16 protein-coding genes are annotated in these 14,516 nt (G+C 34.5%); 8 read left to right on the top strand and 8 right to left on the bottom strand.

The annotated features are described in order from the left end of the window. Positions 1 to 124: 124 nt before the first annotated feature. The 3 genes from EYD46_RS04170 to EYD46_RS04160 all read left to right on the top strand — a co-directional run bounded on the left by EYD46_RS04170 (position 125) and on the right by EYD46_RS04160 (position 2,982). Complete coding sequence (locus tag EYD46_RS04170; RefSeq protein ID WP_130935810.1) at positions 125 to 1,606, top strand: sensor histidine kinase; 1,482 nt, start codon at positions 125 to 127, stop codon at positions 1,604 to 1,606. Then, positions 1,603 to 1,989, top strand: coding sequence for a response regulator (locus EYD46_RS04165; protein WP_165454334.1), 387 nt, complete (start codon positions 1,603 to 1,605; stop codon positions 1,987 to 1,989). Before EYD46_RS04170 ends, EYD46_RS04165 begins: the two co-directional genes overlap by 4 nt. 264 nt (positions 1,990 to 2,253) lie before the next feature. Beyond that, the gene (locus EYD46_RS04160) at positions 2,254 to 2,982 is read left to right on the top strand and encodes a hypothetical protein (RefSeq protein ID WP_130935808.1); all 729 of its coding nucleotides are present in this window, start codon (positions 2,254 to 2,256) and stop codon (positions 2,980 to 2,982) included. A gap of 61 nt (positions 2,983 to 3,043) precedes the next feature. Here EYD46_RS04160 and EYD46_RS04155 read toward each other — a convergent pair whose 3' ends face one another. The 3 genes from EYD46_RS04155 to glyA all read right to left on the bottom strand — a co-directional run bounded on the left by EYD46_RS04155 (position 3,044) and on the right by glyA (position 5,452). Next, the gene (locus tag EYD46_RS04155; protein WP_130935807.1) at positions 3,044 to 3,598 is read right to left on the bottom strand and encodes a hypothetical protein; all 555 of its coding nucleotides are present in this window, start codon (positions 3,596 to 3,598) and stop codon (positions 3,044 to 3,046) included. 23 nt (positions 3,599 to 3,621) lie between these two features. After that, complete coding sequence (locus EYD46_RS04150) at positions 3,622 to 3,945, bottom strand: hypothetical protein (protein ID WP_130935806.1); 324 nt, start codon at positions 3,943 to 3,945, stop codon at positions 3,622 to 3,624. 235 nt (positions 3,946 to 4,180) lie between these two features. Then, complete coding sequence (gene glyA / locus EYD46_RS04145; protein WP_130935805.1) at positions 4,181 to 5,452, bottom strand: serine hydroxymethyltransferase; 1,272 nt, start codon at positions 5,450 to 5,452, stop codon at positions 4,181 to 4,183. A 195-nt stretch (positions 5,453 to 5,647) separates the two neighbouring features. Between glyA and fahA the strand changes: the two genes are divergently transcribed. Both fahA and EYD46_RS04135 read left to right on the top strand, forming a co-directional pair. After that, positions 5,648 to 6,928 (top strand): fumarylacetoacetase, encoded by a 1,281-nt coding sequence (gene fahA, locus EYD46_RS04140; protein WP_130935804.1) that lies wholly within the window; start codon positions 5,648 to 5,650, stop codon positions 6,926 to 6,928. Positions 6,929 to 7,273: 345 nt separating this feature from the next. Continuing rightward, entirely contained in the window at positions 7,274 to 7,591 is a 318-nt protein-coding gene (locus EYD46_RS04135; protein ID WP_130935803.1) for a hypothetical protein, read from the top strand. 400 nt (positions 7,592 to 7,991) lie between these two features. On the opposite strand, the gene EYD46_RS17945 is transcribed toward EYD46_RS04135, so the two are convergent. From EYD46_RS17945 to EYD46_RS17685, 4 genes are all read right to left on the bottom strand, one after another. Continuing rightward, entirely contained in the window at positions 7,992 to 8,216 is a 225-nt protein-coding gene (locus tag EYD46_RS17945; RefSeq protein ID WP_229731283.1) for a hypothetical protein, read from the bottom strand. Between the two features lie 172 nt (positions 8,217 to 8,388). Then, positions 8,389 to 8,916 carry a hypothetical protein gene (locus EYD46_RS17940; RefSeq protein WP_229731284.1) on the bottom strand — a complete coding sequence of 176 codons (528 nt, stop codon included), beginning with the start codon at positions 8,914 to 8,916 and terminating at the stop codon, positions 8,389 to 8,391. Continuing rightward, entirely contained in the window at positions 8,900 to 9,322 is a 423-nt protein-coding gene (locus EYD46_RS04125; RefSeq protein WP_206662886.1) for a lecithin retinol acyltransferase family protein, read from the bottom strand. The genes EYD46_RS17940 and EYD46_RS04125 overlap by 17 nt, the downstream gene beginning before the upstream one ends. A 5-nt stretch (positions 9,323 to 9,327) precedes the next feature. Then, positions 9,328 to 9,501 (bottom strand): hypothetical protein, encoded by a 174-nt coding sequence (locus EYD46_RS17685; protein ID WP_165454333.1) that lies wholly within the window; start codon positions 9,499 to 9,501, stop codon positions 9,328 to 9,330. A gap of 146 nt (positions 9,502 to 9,647) precedes the next feature. Here EYD46_RS17685 and EYD46_RS04120 point away from each other — a divergent pair, with 146 nt between their 5' ends. Next, positions 9,648 to 9,989, top strand: coding sequence for a helix-turn-helix domain-containing protein (locus tag EYD46_RS04120; protein ID WP_130935802.1), 342 nt, complete (start codon positions 9,648 to 9,650; stop codon positions 9,987 to 9,989). After that, on the top strand, positions 9,964 to 10,563 hold the full coding sequence (locus EYD46_RS04115) for an ImmA/IrrE family metallo-endopeptidase (protein ID WP_130935801.1): 600 nt from the start codon (positions 9,964 to 9,966) through the stop codon (positions 10,561 to 10,563). Before EYD46_RS04120 ends, EYD46_RS04115 begins: the two co-directional genes overlap by 26 nt. A 155-nt stretch (positions 10,564 to 10,718) precedes the next feature. Here the strand turns inward: EYD46_RS04115 and EYD46_RS04110 are convergent, their stop codons facing one another. Beyond that, complete coding sequence (locus EYD46_RS04110) at positions 10,719 to 12,254, bottom strand: YifB family Mg chelatase-like AAA ATPase (protein WP_130935800.1); 1,536 nt, start codon at positions 12,252 to 12,254, stop codon at positions 10,719 to 10,721. 423 nt (positions 12,255 to 12,677) lie between these two features. Between EYD46_RS04110 and EYD46_RS04105 the strand changes: the two genes are divergently transcribed. Further along, positions 12,678 to 14,501: a hypothetical protein gene (locus EYD46_RS04105; RefSeq protein ID WP_130935799.1), complete on the top strand. Its 1,824-nt coding sequence runs from the start codon at positions 12,678 to 12,680 to the stop codon at positions 14,499 to 14,501. The last annotated feature ends 15 nt before the right edge of the window (positions 14,502 to 14,516 follow it).

Raw genomic sequence — 14,516 nt, 5'->3', positions numbered from 1 at the left:
GTTAAATTAACCTATTTAAAAAATCTAAACAACTAGCATTTCATTCCAAAAAAAGCTTTTTATCGACTAAATATCCGTTTTAACGATAATTTACATATATTTGTAATCCAAAACCGACCCAGTTATGTATTCCTTGCAACCCAAAAAAGAAACCCTTCACCTCTCTAAAATGGTGGAGGAGATAGCTACCATTGGTACTTGGGAAGTAGACTTAAATACCAATAAATTAATGTGGAGTGATGTTACTAAAAAAATTCATGAAGTACCATCGCATTATACACCAAATGTAAAGTCTGGGATAGAATTTTATAAGGAAGGGGAAAATAGAGAAAGAATCACATCCTTATTTAAAGAACTCGTTGAACATAACACCTATTTTGATGAAGAGTTTGAAATAGTTACCGCCAAAGGAAATCGTAAGTGGGTACGTTCAATTGGTGTTATAGGTTACAGGCGTGGGTCTACAACTAGGGTTGCTTATGGTACTTTTCAAGATGTTACTGAAAAAACCAATTTCACGAGACAAATCTCTATAAGTGAAGAGCAATTCAGAAAAATCTTCGAATTTTCAGAGACTGGTATCGCGTTGATCGATCTTAATGAAAAGTGGCTTAGAATAAATCAACATTTCTGTGATATGCTGGGTTATACAGAAAATGAGTTAAAAAAATTACCTTATTACAAATTAGTTTACCCCGAAGATCTTGAAAGAAATAAAAAAGAGTTTACAGCTTTTCTTAAGGGAGAAAGTCAATCATTTTCAATACAGAAAAGGTTTGTCCATAAAAACGGAGGCCCTATATGGACTTTAATAACAAGGTCTGCAGTTAAAGATAATCTTGGCAATACTATCCACTATGTGTTGCATGCAAAAAATATTAATGATGACAAATTGCAACAAATAAGAATAGAAAAGCTATTAGATATTTCGAGAAAACAAAATGATAAGCTCTTAAATTTTGCTCACATTGTATCTCATAATTTAAGATCTCATTACAGTAATCTACAAATGTTACTTAACGATATTAAATTAGATGATTCTAAATTGGCAAATACCAGCCAATTTGAATTAATGAGAATGACCATAGATAATTTGGGAGAGACCATACATAACTTAAACGATACTGTAGATTTATCAACAAAACATCTTGATGGTCTTAAAACCGTAAACATCAAAAAACATATAGACAATACCATTATAAGCATTAAACCATCTATTAAACAATCTAATGCCATAATACGTCAAAATGTGGATAAATCCATTGAAATACGCTCTATACCGGCATACATAGATAGTATTTTTCTCAATATTTTAAATAATGCTGTGAAATACAAATCTCCAAAGAGACAATTAGTAATTGACATAAATGCTAAAATTGAAAACGAATATGTTATCATACAATTTAGAGATAATGGTTTAGGAATTGATTTGGATTTACATAAAAATAAAATTTTTGGGATGTATAAAACTTTCCATGATGTGCAAAATGCTAATGGTCTGGGGCTTTACATTACTAAAAATCAAATTGATTACCTTGGAGGCGACATCACAGTAGAAAGTAAAGTAGATGTTGGCTCTAGTTTTTACATAAAATTAAAAAAGTGAAAAAAAATAATTTAACCCTTTTAATTGATGATGACCCAGTATACACACTTTTAGCCGAAAAATTATTGAAAAGTGTAAAATTCTCTAATGCATATATTACATTTGATAATGGCAAGGATGCCATAGAGGGTTATAAAAATATGGTGGAATTAGGTAAAATTCCTGATACCATACTTTTGGATTTAAACATGCCCGTTATGGATGGTTGGCAATTCTTAGATGAATTAATAAAGCTTAACCTTCCAATACCTTCAAGGATTTATATTGTAAGCTCTACCATCGATAATAGAGATCTCAAAAAAGTAGAACAATATGAGTGCATTAAAGAACTCATTTCAAAACCTCTTACGCCAGAAAAAGTAATTTATATGATGGAGTCGTAACTAACGTTTTAGTTACAAAATTCACTCTCATATCACTTCTTAAGTAGTCGCTTTAAAAACGTAAGCACAAAACTCCATACATCTTTAAATTTGAATTAATTCCCAAAAAACACTATATTTAAAAATCTGACACTTAGCAAAATCAGTAAATTCATCTCTCAATTCAACAACAATAATTTAATAGCATTGCCCTAAATTAATATTTAATAACCCGTGCTGGAATAGTTTCAGCATTTTATATATTAATTTAAACCAATCAAAATTATGAGAAAATTATTGTTTCTTATTGTATTAATGCCCCTATTTATTATTTCACAAAACGACGACTCGTTTTTGCTCACACTCTCGGAAGTCACTGTAAAACCAGGTCATAATGCACAGTTTATTGCCGGCGTAAAAGCATGGAAAGAATGCTATTTAAAAAATGAAGGTAAAGACAAGTGGAACATGTGGAAACGCCTTCAAGGAGAAGGGAATGTTTACACAATTTCTGGTAGAATGGCCAATTGGGCAGAAATGGATGAAGATGGAGACGAAGCTGGAAAAGCATGCAGAATGACAGTGGTTGATCTTATAATGCCACATGTAAAGAGCTTTCATTATAATATTGCCCGTTTTATGCCAGACGTAAGTAGAAAAGCGCCGTTCTCGGAAAATACTGGTTTAGTTTGGGTGTATAATGTAAAAATAAAAAACTCTACTACATTTATGGAGTGTGTCAAAGCAATCGCTACCGCTGTTAAAAAAGCCGAAAAAGATAATAGAGGATATTGGTACTCTGTAGTTGGTGGTGCTCCTGAAGTAGCAGATTATTTTATAAGTGTACCATTTGATAATTTTGCTGGATTGGATGTAGAACAAGATGGGGTTTGGAAAGTATATGAAAAAGCCAATGGCAAAGAAAAAACAGAAGCGTTAAGAAACAAATTTAGAGCATCGTTATCGCACGATTGGTCCTATATTTATACACTCCAAAAGAAGCTTTCTAACTAACCTTAAAAAAGAAATAGCTTTAAAAAAGTCTAGCATAACCGCTAGACTTTTGTGTTAATTTTTAATCCCTAAGCTTTCCAGCAAATACACTAACTTTAGAATTAAATGGGTTTCCTGATGCACGTCTAAGCATTACCACTTGTCCGCAATGCCATAAGGCATCTGCTATAGGCCCATTTATGACATTCCAAAATGGATATTTACTATTATCAAATTTTGAAAGGTCTTCTGTAGTTCTTAAAATGTCTGAAGCCTTTTTAAAATTTAATAAGGTTTGTTTTCGTTTTTCATCAAAAGTCATTGCTTTACCATCAACAGGCTTAAAATCTTTGATGATTGCACTTAATATAAAGTTTGACAAACCAAACAAATGGTCTATGGTTTCGCCTGAGGTTCTACCAGAATCACTAGGTTTATAGGCTAAATCTTCTGGTCTTAAACCTTCTGTAGCCCAATAATAACGGAACCCTAAGCCATCAATCATTCTAGACACTGCTGTTCCTGCCGTGTAGCTTTCTGCTGCTTCTGGTATTTCGTAATAAGGTAGTTTGGTATCGTCTTGCGCCATGATCGATATAGATAATAAGATTGAAAAAGTAAGTGTAATTGCTTTCATTAATTCCCTTAAGTTTATAGGTTTTATTTAGGCTCTAAAGTCATAACATAATCATAGCTCTCGTTAAAAAGAGCTACCATTTTTTCAGTGTCTTTGAGTATAGATTCTGGTATTAAAACATAGCCTTTCATTACTGCACCATAAGATTGATAAAGTGAAGAATTAAAGGTTTTTATGTACTTTTCTTGTACTTCTTTTGAAAAGCGCACGCCTATTTCTCCTGCCTTATTTAATAATGTAAACATATAGCCATTAGCAGATGTATAAATCATGGATTTTCCCTTACGTTCAAACCTAGGGCATTTGTCTACTATGTTATCATAACGCTTTAGCTGTGCTTCCCACATAATGCTTATGGTTAGTTTTGAAGTCTAAATATAGGATTTATAATATTCGAAGTACTAAAGGAAATCTTAAATTTTCTTGAAACACTGGATTTGCGTTAACGATTGAACGGCATGTTGGAGCTCCTCAAAGAGAGCGACTAGTGAAAGCGTGTTAAAACGCCCAAAAACAAAAAATCCCACCAAAAGGCGAGATTTTTATACTATATTTAAGATAGCCGCATTTAGTATAAAGCCACTACACAAATAAAGGCTTATCCTTCATCATTGCATTTACACGTGCTTTTACAGATTCTAAAGTTGCTTCGTCATCATAATTCGTAACCACCTCATCTATAAGTTCTACAATGGCTTTCATATCGTCTTCCTTACATCCACGAGTAGTAATTGCCGCGGTTCCTAAACGAATTCCTGAGGTTATAAATGGCGACTTATCATCAAATGGTACCATATTTTTATTTGCTGTAATATCTGCCTTTACCAAAGCCTGTTCTGCATCTTTACCTGATACATTTTTGTTTCTTAGATCGATAAGCATCATGTGGTTATCTGTACCACCAGAAATAATATGATAATCTTTAGCGACTAAAGCCTCTGCCATTGCTGCTGCATTCTTTTTTACTTGCAATTGGTATTGTAAAAAATCATCAGTTAAAGCCTCTCCAAACGCAATTGCTTTTGCTGCTATAACATGTTCTAAAGGTCCGCCTTGGTTACCTGGGAATACGGCAGAATCTAGCAACGACGACATTTTTCTAAGCTTGCCACTTTTTAAAGTAATACCAAATGGGTTATCAAAATCTTTCCCCATCATAATCATCCCGCCTCTTGGCCCTCTTAAGGTTTTGTGCGTAGTAGTAGTTACTACATGGCAATGTGGTAACGGATCGTTTAAAATTCCTTTAGCTATTAACCCTGCAGGATGAGAAATATCAGCCAATAAAATAGCACCAACACTATCTGCTATTTCTCTAAAACGTTTAAAATCTATATCTCTTGAGTATGCAGATGCCCCTGCTATAATTAATTTTGGTTGCTCTTTGGTAGCAATCTCTTGTATTTTATCGTAGTTTAAAACTCCTGTTTCTTTTTCAACACCATAAAATACAGGTTTATATAGTCTCCCTGAAAAATTCACTGGAGATCCGTGTGTTAAATGTCCGCCGTGCGATAAATCAAACCCTAAAATGGTATCGCCTGGTTTTATACACGCATGGTACACCGCTGTATTGGCTTGACTTCCTGAGTGAGGCTGTACATTTACATATTCTGCATTAAACAAGGTTTTAGCTCTATCTATAGCAATTTGCTCTACCTCATCCACTACTTCACAACCGCCATAGTAACGTTTACCTGGGTAACCCTCAGCATATTTGTTGGTTAAAACAGAACCTGCAGCTTCCATAACTTGTTCGCTTACAAAGTTCTCTGAGGCAATAAGTTCTATACCGTGTAATTGGCGCTCTTTCTCAGCCTGAATCAATTCAAAAATTTGTTCGTCGCGTTGCATAAAATTAAATTGTCGTTAAATAATTGCGCAAAAATAACAAATACAACCCTTAAAAACATCAAATTTTATAGATTTACTGACCAAGTTATACACCGTTTTATTAACCTTATAACCAAACCTATATTTTATTGATTTTTTTTCTATTAAAATGAAAAAATTATGTAGGTTTGAGAAACATAACATCAAAAAAATACTATGCCATTATCTGCTAATAATCCTGATAGAACCTCGTGGTTACACGTTGATAAAAATTCTGATTTCCCCATCCAAAACATTCCCTTTGGTGTGTTTTTAACACGCGACGATATTATTACCATTGGTACACGTATTGGAGACACTGCCATAGATTTAGGGGCGCTACACCAACTGGGGTATTTTGATGGCATTCCTTTAACTGATGATATTTTTCTTCAGGATACACTAAACGATTTTATAGCAGACGGGCGTAAAACATGGCGTGCCGTAAGGAATCGTATCGCAGAAATTTTTGATGCTGAAAACGATACATTAAAAAACAACAAAAAAGACAAGGAAACGGTTTTGTTCAGATTGGATGAAATTGAAATGCAACTCCCTGTACAAATTGGAGATTACACCGATTTTTACTCTAGTATAGAACATGCTACTAATGTAGGTACCATGTTTAGAGATCCAGATAATGCCCTGTTACCTAACTGGCTACATATTCCTGTAGGGTATCATGGACGTAGTTCGTCTATTATTCCATCTGGTATTCCTGTACACCGTCCGCAGGGGCAAACGCTTCCTAACGATGCTGAAACCCCAATTTTTGGACCAAGTAAATTGGTAGACTTTGAACTAGAAATGGCGTTTATAACTACTGATGCTAACGATTTAGGAGAACCCATTCCTGTGGAGGAAGCCGAAGAATATATTTTTGGACTGGTACTCCTTAATGACTGGAGCGCCAGAGACATTCAAAAATGGGAGTATGTTCCCTTAGGTCCATTTCTTGCAAAAAATTTCGCGTCATCTATTTCGCCTTGGATTATTACTTTAGATGCCCTAGAACCTTATCGTGTTGAAGGTCCTAAACCAAAGAAAAAGCAGCTCCCTTATTTACAAAGTAAAGGTGCTAAAAGTTTTGATATTAATCTAGAGGTATCCATCCAACCAAAAGGTGCTAAAGAAACTGTAGTGAGCAAGTCTAATTTCAAGTACATGTACTGGAATATGGCACAACAATTGGCACACCATACGGTTAATGGTTGCCCTGTAAATTCTGGAGATATGATGGGGAGCGGCACTATTTCTGGTCCTACAGAAGATAGTTATGGCTCTATGCTAGAATTAACTTGGAAAGGCGAAAAACCACTAAAAATGGCAGATAACACCGAGCGTAAGTTTATTAACGATAACGATACGGTAATTATGCGTGGCTATTGTGAAAAAGATGGTACGCGTATTGGTTTTGGAGAAGTATCTACTAAGTTATTGCCAGTTTTTAAGAAGTAATGTTTGTTTTTAGTAGCTAGGCGCCTGCCTGCCAGCAGGCAGATTACCCACAAGGGGTCGGGCTTTCCACTATATCTTTTTCTCGTGCCTCAAAAAAGGATGCCATTGCAATCCCTAACGCGTGTGTTTGCATGCATCAGTACTAAACCTTAAAATACCTTTCCGTTTTACTAGTTTTAGGTTCTATGTGCTTCAAAATTAAAAATAGAGAAATCACTTCTTATCTCCACTAGTTACTAACTAGGGGTAATAGAAAAATAGGATTTTTTAATATCCATTAAAATACGTACTACAACAGGATTATTTTTGTATATTCTCTTTGCTTTAACATTGAATCTTATAATTATGAAAAAATCTATTATAACATTAACAGCTTTACTATTTTGCATCTTAATATCCGCTCAAAACGCTACTAAAACTAATGATAAAAATACCAATAGTTATTTTATACGTTACAAATCTAAAGTTGGTGAGAAACAAAAAGATTTTATCAAAAGAGTAAATAAAGAGTTTGCTAGAGTATCTAAAGGTGGGTGGTATGCGGTACAATTTGATAGACAAAATGAAAAAGATAAAGATGACAACAAGATTTTTGTCCTCTATGTACTTTATAATAAGTACAAAAAAAGTATTGATAAACCAGTGACTCTATATCACGAATAACTGAACTCCTACCCTATCGATACGGGTACTGAGGTCGGGTCTGTCTGCCGGTAGGCTTTTCACTATATCTTTTTGCGTAGCAATCCTGAATCTGTTTCAGAATCTTATTATTTAAAGAACTATTCTCAAAATACTTTGAGCCCCTAGGAATTCTTAAGGATTTAGTAAAAAGGATGCCGTTGCAATCCCTAACGCGCTTGTTTGCAAGCATAAGTACTAAATGTTAACACCTTTTTAATTATTGGGTTTAGGCTGTAGATACTAAAAATTAAAAATGGAAAATTACTCTTACCGCCACTAGTTGCAAACTAGCGGTACGGGGGAAACTAATTAATTTCATTGTATAAAAAAAGCCGACTAATTTTTATGTTAGACGACTTTCTGTTCAAAGTAATACTGATTATGCAACATTATCTAAGTTTTCTAAGTTAAGTGATGGATAATGCTCTTTTGCGTATATCTGAAATTCAAGTAATGAACCCTGATATTTCAATACAAAGTCAATCAAATCTCCTTTTGGTTTATGATAGTCCTTATAGATTCTCTTTATAATTGCCTTTTTTGTGCCATCTTTAAGTTTACTATAGTACTTTTCATTTGATGGATTTACTGTTTTACTATTCAAAATTTCGTAAGAAATGTAATTTCTTGAAATAAACCAGTTATACAAAGTGGAATAGTCCCTTGAGCCACTAATGATATTTTTAGGAAGTAGGATTTTGTGCCTTCCAGAATACACAGGTAATTGTACTTTCTTATAATCCCATTTTTTAGTAATAATATTGAAAAATTTAATCTTAACCTCGTTTGTGGGGGGTATTATACTTTTTACATTGCTTATAAGTAAAGTCTGCGAAAATATCTCTACAAATGTTGGCTAATACGTCTGACATATTATCTTGACCAATACCCTTTACCAGTAATAACACATTGTGGGCTTCATTAGTGATAGATACACCCTTTTTAGCAAATCTATTATTCCTTAACGCAGAAAAAATTGTTTCAGCTTTTTCATAAGCTATACCCTTTCCTTTATTGGTTTTGGAATACCCTAAATTATACTCATTTGCTTCACTCAAATGTGATAAAAAGGGAATACCTTTTTTTCGGTCATTGGCTTTTACAAAGGTGGTATTTAGTTCTTCTAAAAACCTACCACTACGGAAGTTTACTTGTGATGAGATAACTCCTTGCTTGTCGTTCACAATCAAAAAAGGGCATATAAATGCTTCTAAGTCGCTTTCTAGTGGTATGTCGAGATGGTCTGAGTCATCTGGAACACCAAAATGTTCATTGAATGTTAAATTTTCATTTTTCTGTTTCATTGTTTATTAATTTAAAAATTACACTAATTGCAAGAACCGTTAACGCAACGGCTACCTGCGTACTATTTTCTTTACCTTTTTGAACCCAGTTTGCAAAATGCTCACAGTTAAAGTTCAATAGGCTATACTTTTCTCCTAATCGGGAATACGCTCTACGTAACGCTAAACGTCTTTGAAATTCTGTTCCAGAAAAGCGTCTGATTTTTACAGGTTCATATTCCTGTAATAGAGTATTAAGCTCATAATGGGATATAGGTTTAACACCATCTTGTAAGTTTCCTAGAAAGGAATAACCACCTGCGTAAACTATGTAGTGGTTTAGGATTCTGCCTAAACCTGTTCTTTTTTTTGCCACAATCACATCCGCAGGCTGTAATTGATTGTGCATAATTAAATTGTGTATCATAAAAGCTACTTTTCTTTTCTTACTCCTTTAAATTTTCCGCCACTCGTTTTTACATCCATAAATCGACCAGTATCACCGTGCCTTTTCACGTAAAGATTAGTTTTAGGATTTAATACTTGCGAACGATTCTTTACCGCTCCTTTTCTTGCGTTGTCTCCAACAGGCTTATTTTTTGCCATTTTTTATTAATTTAAAAAGTTATATATTTGAACCGTCTCTTATGTGAGACAATCGTCCTAACAAAGACACGAAATTATTTTCGTTTCTCCAAAGAAACATTTGTATTACTTGTGAAACATTATTAACATCTTATCCACAATTCAAAATGAATAACACTTTAGATACTATTAAGTTTTCTGAAATGATTAAGTCCAAGAGAGGAAAAACAGGGCTTAGAAAGTTAGCAGATGAAATAAATATAAGTGCATCTACACTTTCAAGAATTGAACAGGGGAATCTTCCTGATATTGATACTTATTTAAAAATATGCAACTGGCTTGAAGTATCTTCTGAATATTTTGTTTTAGGCAGAGAAAATTCTGACATAGACTCTCACAAAGGGGTTATAGCACATTTACGAGCTGACAAAACATTACCCCCAACTACATCTGAAGCACTAATTCAAATGATTAACTTAGCGTATGAGTCAGCAACAAAGGAAGCCTAAATTACGAAGAGGATTCAAAACTTGGTCTGATAAAAAAAGTGTAGAATGCAGGAAATGGTTAGGGCTTTCAGCTGTTGCTCCACTTTGTGGTTTTGAGCTTTGTGAAAATTTGAAAATACCCGTATTAACCCCGAAGGATGTAAAAGGTCAAAACCCAATTTTGCTTGAAAATTTATTGGGAGAAGGTAGTAATATATGGTCAGCGGCAACTATCCCACTTGGAAATAATAAATTTTGGATTATCCATAATGATACACATTCCAGTCCTAGGCAGCAAAGTAATTTGATGCATGAGCTTGCTCATATCATTTGTGAGCATAAAGTGGATGAATCCAAACTAAAATTAGGTTTATCAGGATTTCTTAGAGACTTTGATGAGGAACAGGAGAATGAAGCCGAATGGTTGGGTGCATGTCTTCAACTACCAAGACCAGCTCTTTTGTGGGCTTTGAAAAAAGGAATGTCTCAAAAAGATATAGCCAATTATTTTAATGCAAGTGAGGAAATGACACGTTACAGGATTAATGTTACAGGTGTGATGTCTCAGCTCCATTACGCGAAAAAGTTTTATTAAAGTACTTATTTCAAATTTAAAAGTTATTTTACTAAAATATTTTGATTTTTTTAATTTTCTCTCTTCTACATGCATATTTATTCTCCCGCTACCTCTAGTTTGCAACTAGTAGCGTTCCGAGTAAGCTTAAAATTCCTGCTTACGCAGGAATGTAGTTACCCCAACCACCCCTCACGATCCAAACTACGATATTGAATAGCCTCACTAATATGAGAACCATTTACAGTTTCAGAACCTTCCAAATCTGCAATAGTTCTAGATACTTTTAAAATTCTATCATAAGCACGGGCCGAGAGATTTAAACGTTCCATAGCGGTTTTTAATAATGCTTTAGAAGCATCGTCTAACACGCAATATTTTCTAATTTGTTTTACATTCATCTGCGCATTATAATGCACACTATCAGAAGCTGCAAAACGTTGGGTTTGTATTTCCCTAGCTTGTGTAACACGATTTCTAATGTCTACCGAAGATTCGCCCTTTCTGTCGTCAGATAGCTTTTCAAAAGGTACTGGTGTAACTTCAATATGAATATCAATCCTATCTAACAGTGGGCCAGAAATTTTGCCCAAATAACGTTGCATTTCAGCTGGGCTCGAGATTACTGGCGCATCTGGATCGTTAAAATAACCACCCGGGCTTGGATTCATACTTGCTACCAACATAAAAGAACTTGGATAGGTTACTGTAAATTTTGCTCTTGATATGGTTACTTCCCTGTCTTCCAAAGGTTGACGCATCACTTCTAAAACTTCACGTTTAAATTCTGGTAATTCATCCAAAAACAATACACCGTTATGCGATAACGAAATTTCTCCAGGTTGCGGATAACTCCCTCCTCCTACTAAAGCTACGTTAGAAATAGTATGATGCGGACTCCGAAACGGCCGTTGCGCCATCAATCCCGTATCTTTCACACGTCCTACTACCGAATGGATTTTTGTGGTTTCCAAAGCTTCATGTAATGTCATAGGAGGTAAAATACTGGGTAGTCGTTTCGCCAACATAGTTTTTCCTGCACCCGGTGGTCCTATTAAAATGATATTATGCCCACCTGCTGCTGCAATTTCCATACATCGTTTTATACCTTCTTGCCCCTTTACATCAGCAAAATCAAACTCTGGGTAATTTAAATTTTTCTCAAATTCTTTTCGGGTATCAATAATGGTTTGCTCTAAAGCTTCTCCTTTATCAAAGTAATTGATAACTTGTTTGATATTGTCTACACCATACACCTCAAGATCATTAACAATAGCAGCCTCTTTCGCATTTTGTGCAGGTAATATAAAGCCCTTAAAGCCTTCTTCTCTTGCTTTTACCGCAATGGGCAATGCACCTTTAATAGGTTGCAAACTTCCATCAAGCGAGAGTTCTCCCATTATTAAATAGTGGTCTAAATCCTCAGCTTTAATCTGACTAGAAGAGGCTAAAATCCCAATAGCCAAAGTCAAATCATAAGCACTGCCCTCTTTTCGCAAATCTGCGGGAGACATATTGATGATTATTTTCTTTCCAGGAATTCTATATCCGTTATTCTGAAGTGCCGCCGCTATTCTAAAATTACTCTCTTTAATGGCATTGTCTGGCAAACCTACCAAATGGTATCCAATACCTTTATCGGTGTTTACCTCTACAGTAACGGTGGTAGCTTCCACACCAAATACAGCGCTACCAAAAACTTTTTTTAGCATAGTAGTTATTTACTTGCTAAATGTAAGAAATGTATTTGTAAAAATACCCCTTGAAAATAATTCAAAGGGTATTATAGTAGGTTTAGTTTTCATGAAAGCCTCATGAATATCATTTAGGAATACTCATACACTATGATTGAGGGAATTGGCATATCAGATTATCCCTGTAATTCAATTGTTAACACGATATTTCGCTAAACAGCAACATACTGTAACCAATAACATATTTTGAATGTACAAGACAAAAATATATTCAAAATCAAAAAAATTCAAGAGCCAAAACCCTAAAAAACTAAGGGTGTTTTTTCTAAATAACAGGGGTTTTCCCCTTTTTAAAAAAGCAGCGAAGCACGCAAACAAAAACAAGAATTTCACTTCAATATACTATAAACCATGGTTTTACATTTGAAAAAATTTAAGATCATGAAAAACAACAACAGAAAACAAATAGTAATTAGAACCATAATACTGGTACTATTTATACACTTTGCAATAGCTGCAAATGCACAAGTAAACTACGACGAAGGAAGAATGGTAATTAACGGTGTGCAATTACTTCAAAACAGTAACGAACCTAACACCTACCACTACTTACCAAAGTACCCAAGATTAGCAACTAAAGATGATGGCGACTTTGAATTGATGTGCATGAAATATATTGGACAAGGTGGCAATGCAAGTGGTGGACTTTTCCATACCCTTATACAGTTTGACCTACCCGATGATGAACTAAAAGACCTTGAAGAAGAACTAAAAGAAAAAAAGGGAGGTGCGAAAATAGCGGGGCCAGTACCATTAAAACAGGTTTTAAAAGATGGAGAAGACGGCATAGCAAGCTTTAAAATCGTATCCTCTATTTTAAATAATGTAGATGGAGACAACCCATTTACACAAAATGTTATAACGTCTGGTCATGCACCTTTATATAAAAACTCTAAAGCAGCAATAGCAGCAAAATTAAGTCAAGAAGGTGCTACACTTTTATGGGAATCTTTACAAGGAAAAACTTCTGATGTTTCTGTAGTTGTGAGTGGTTTTTATGAAGCTAAAGTTAAAGGATATAATGCTGTAGTAACAGCTGATATGTCTACTATCTACGATCATTACAGTAAAGTATATAGCAACCAACAAGGCTATACCAAAAGGCAAATGCGTAAAATTACTGATGAGATGGTTCAAGACCAAAAACTAAACATTGATGTTTTTGATAGATCACAAGGTTTAGGCATAAAAACTGATGACATGAACAGTATCTTATCTTTAGTAACAGACAAACTTATAGAGTTAATGTTTGATGCTGAAATGGGTTGGGCTAAACAACCAGAGAAAGAAACTGCTGTAGAACAGGGACAACTTTTAGGAAGGCGTAAAAGAGGATTCTTTAGTAAGGTTTTTGGAGGCGCCAGAGATGAAAAATATGTTACGGATAACCAGTTTGTTCTTAAAAAGAGGACAGATATCAAAATCAATAAATTTTACTTAAACCTAAGTAAGTCTACAACAATTAAAGTACCCGTTTATTCCTCTGGAAATATAAGTGGTCTGTATGAAGTTTTTAAAGAAGACCCAGCCAGTAAGGACAAATATTTTAGAGTAGTAAATCTAGAAGATTCAGATTTTTTAAAGCGCGAAATTGTTTTTCAACTTGATGGAGAATATGTGGACAGTTTTAGTGAAATATTAAATTCAGTATCTGTTAGTTTTAAAAAACACTATGGAGAAGATCATAATGATGTTACGAGAGATGTAGTTATACAACGCTCTGATTTAGAAGCTGGAAAAGACTACAAAAACATTTTCTATCCAAGGTTAGGCATTACAGGAGCAGATTGGCTAGATTATGAATACAAACTCAGCTGGAATTTAAAAGGAGACGACAAAGCCATAAAATTACCCAAGGCAAAAGATGGGTGGCTAAAAACAAATGAAGCCTCCATAGCATTAACGCCTCCATTTACCAAACGTGTAGTACAGATTGATGCTGACAGAACCTTTTTTAAAGACGCAGATATTCAAGCATGTTCTGTACGATTCTTTACGATACTTAACGGACAACCAAAACCACAAGGCACTGTAGTTTTAAGACAAGGTGATACTGAAAACACTACCACAATTAACTTGTATCATGATAAAGAAGAACCTGTAGTGTATCAGGTAAGTTGGTATAGTAAAACTGGTCCAACTGAATTAAACCCGAAACCTTTGGAGGGTAACTACCTGTTTTTATTACCTCCAGTAAAAGAGTAACACATAACACCTCTA

Origin of the sequence: Hyunsoonleella pacifica (assembly GCF_004310335.1) — a bacterium.
Taxonomy (GTDB): Bacteria; Bacteroidota; Bacteroidia; order Flavobacteriales; family Flavobacteriaceae; genus Jejuia; species Jejuia pacifica.
The sequence above is the reverse complement of the archived record's forward strand: the minus strand, read 5'-3'. Positions and strand labels throughout refer to the sequence as shown.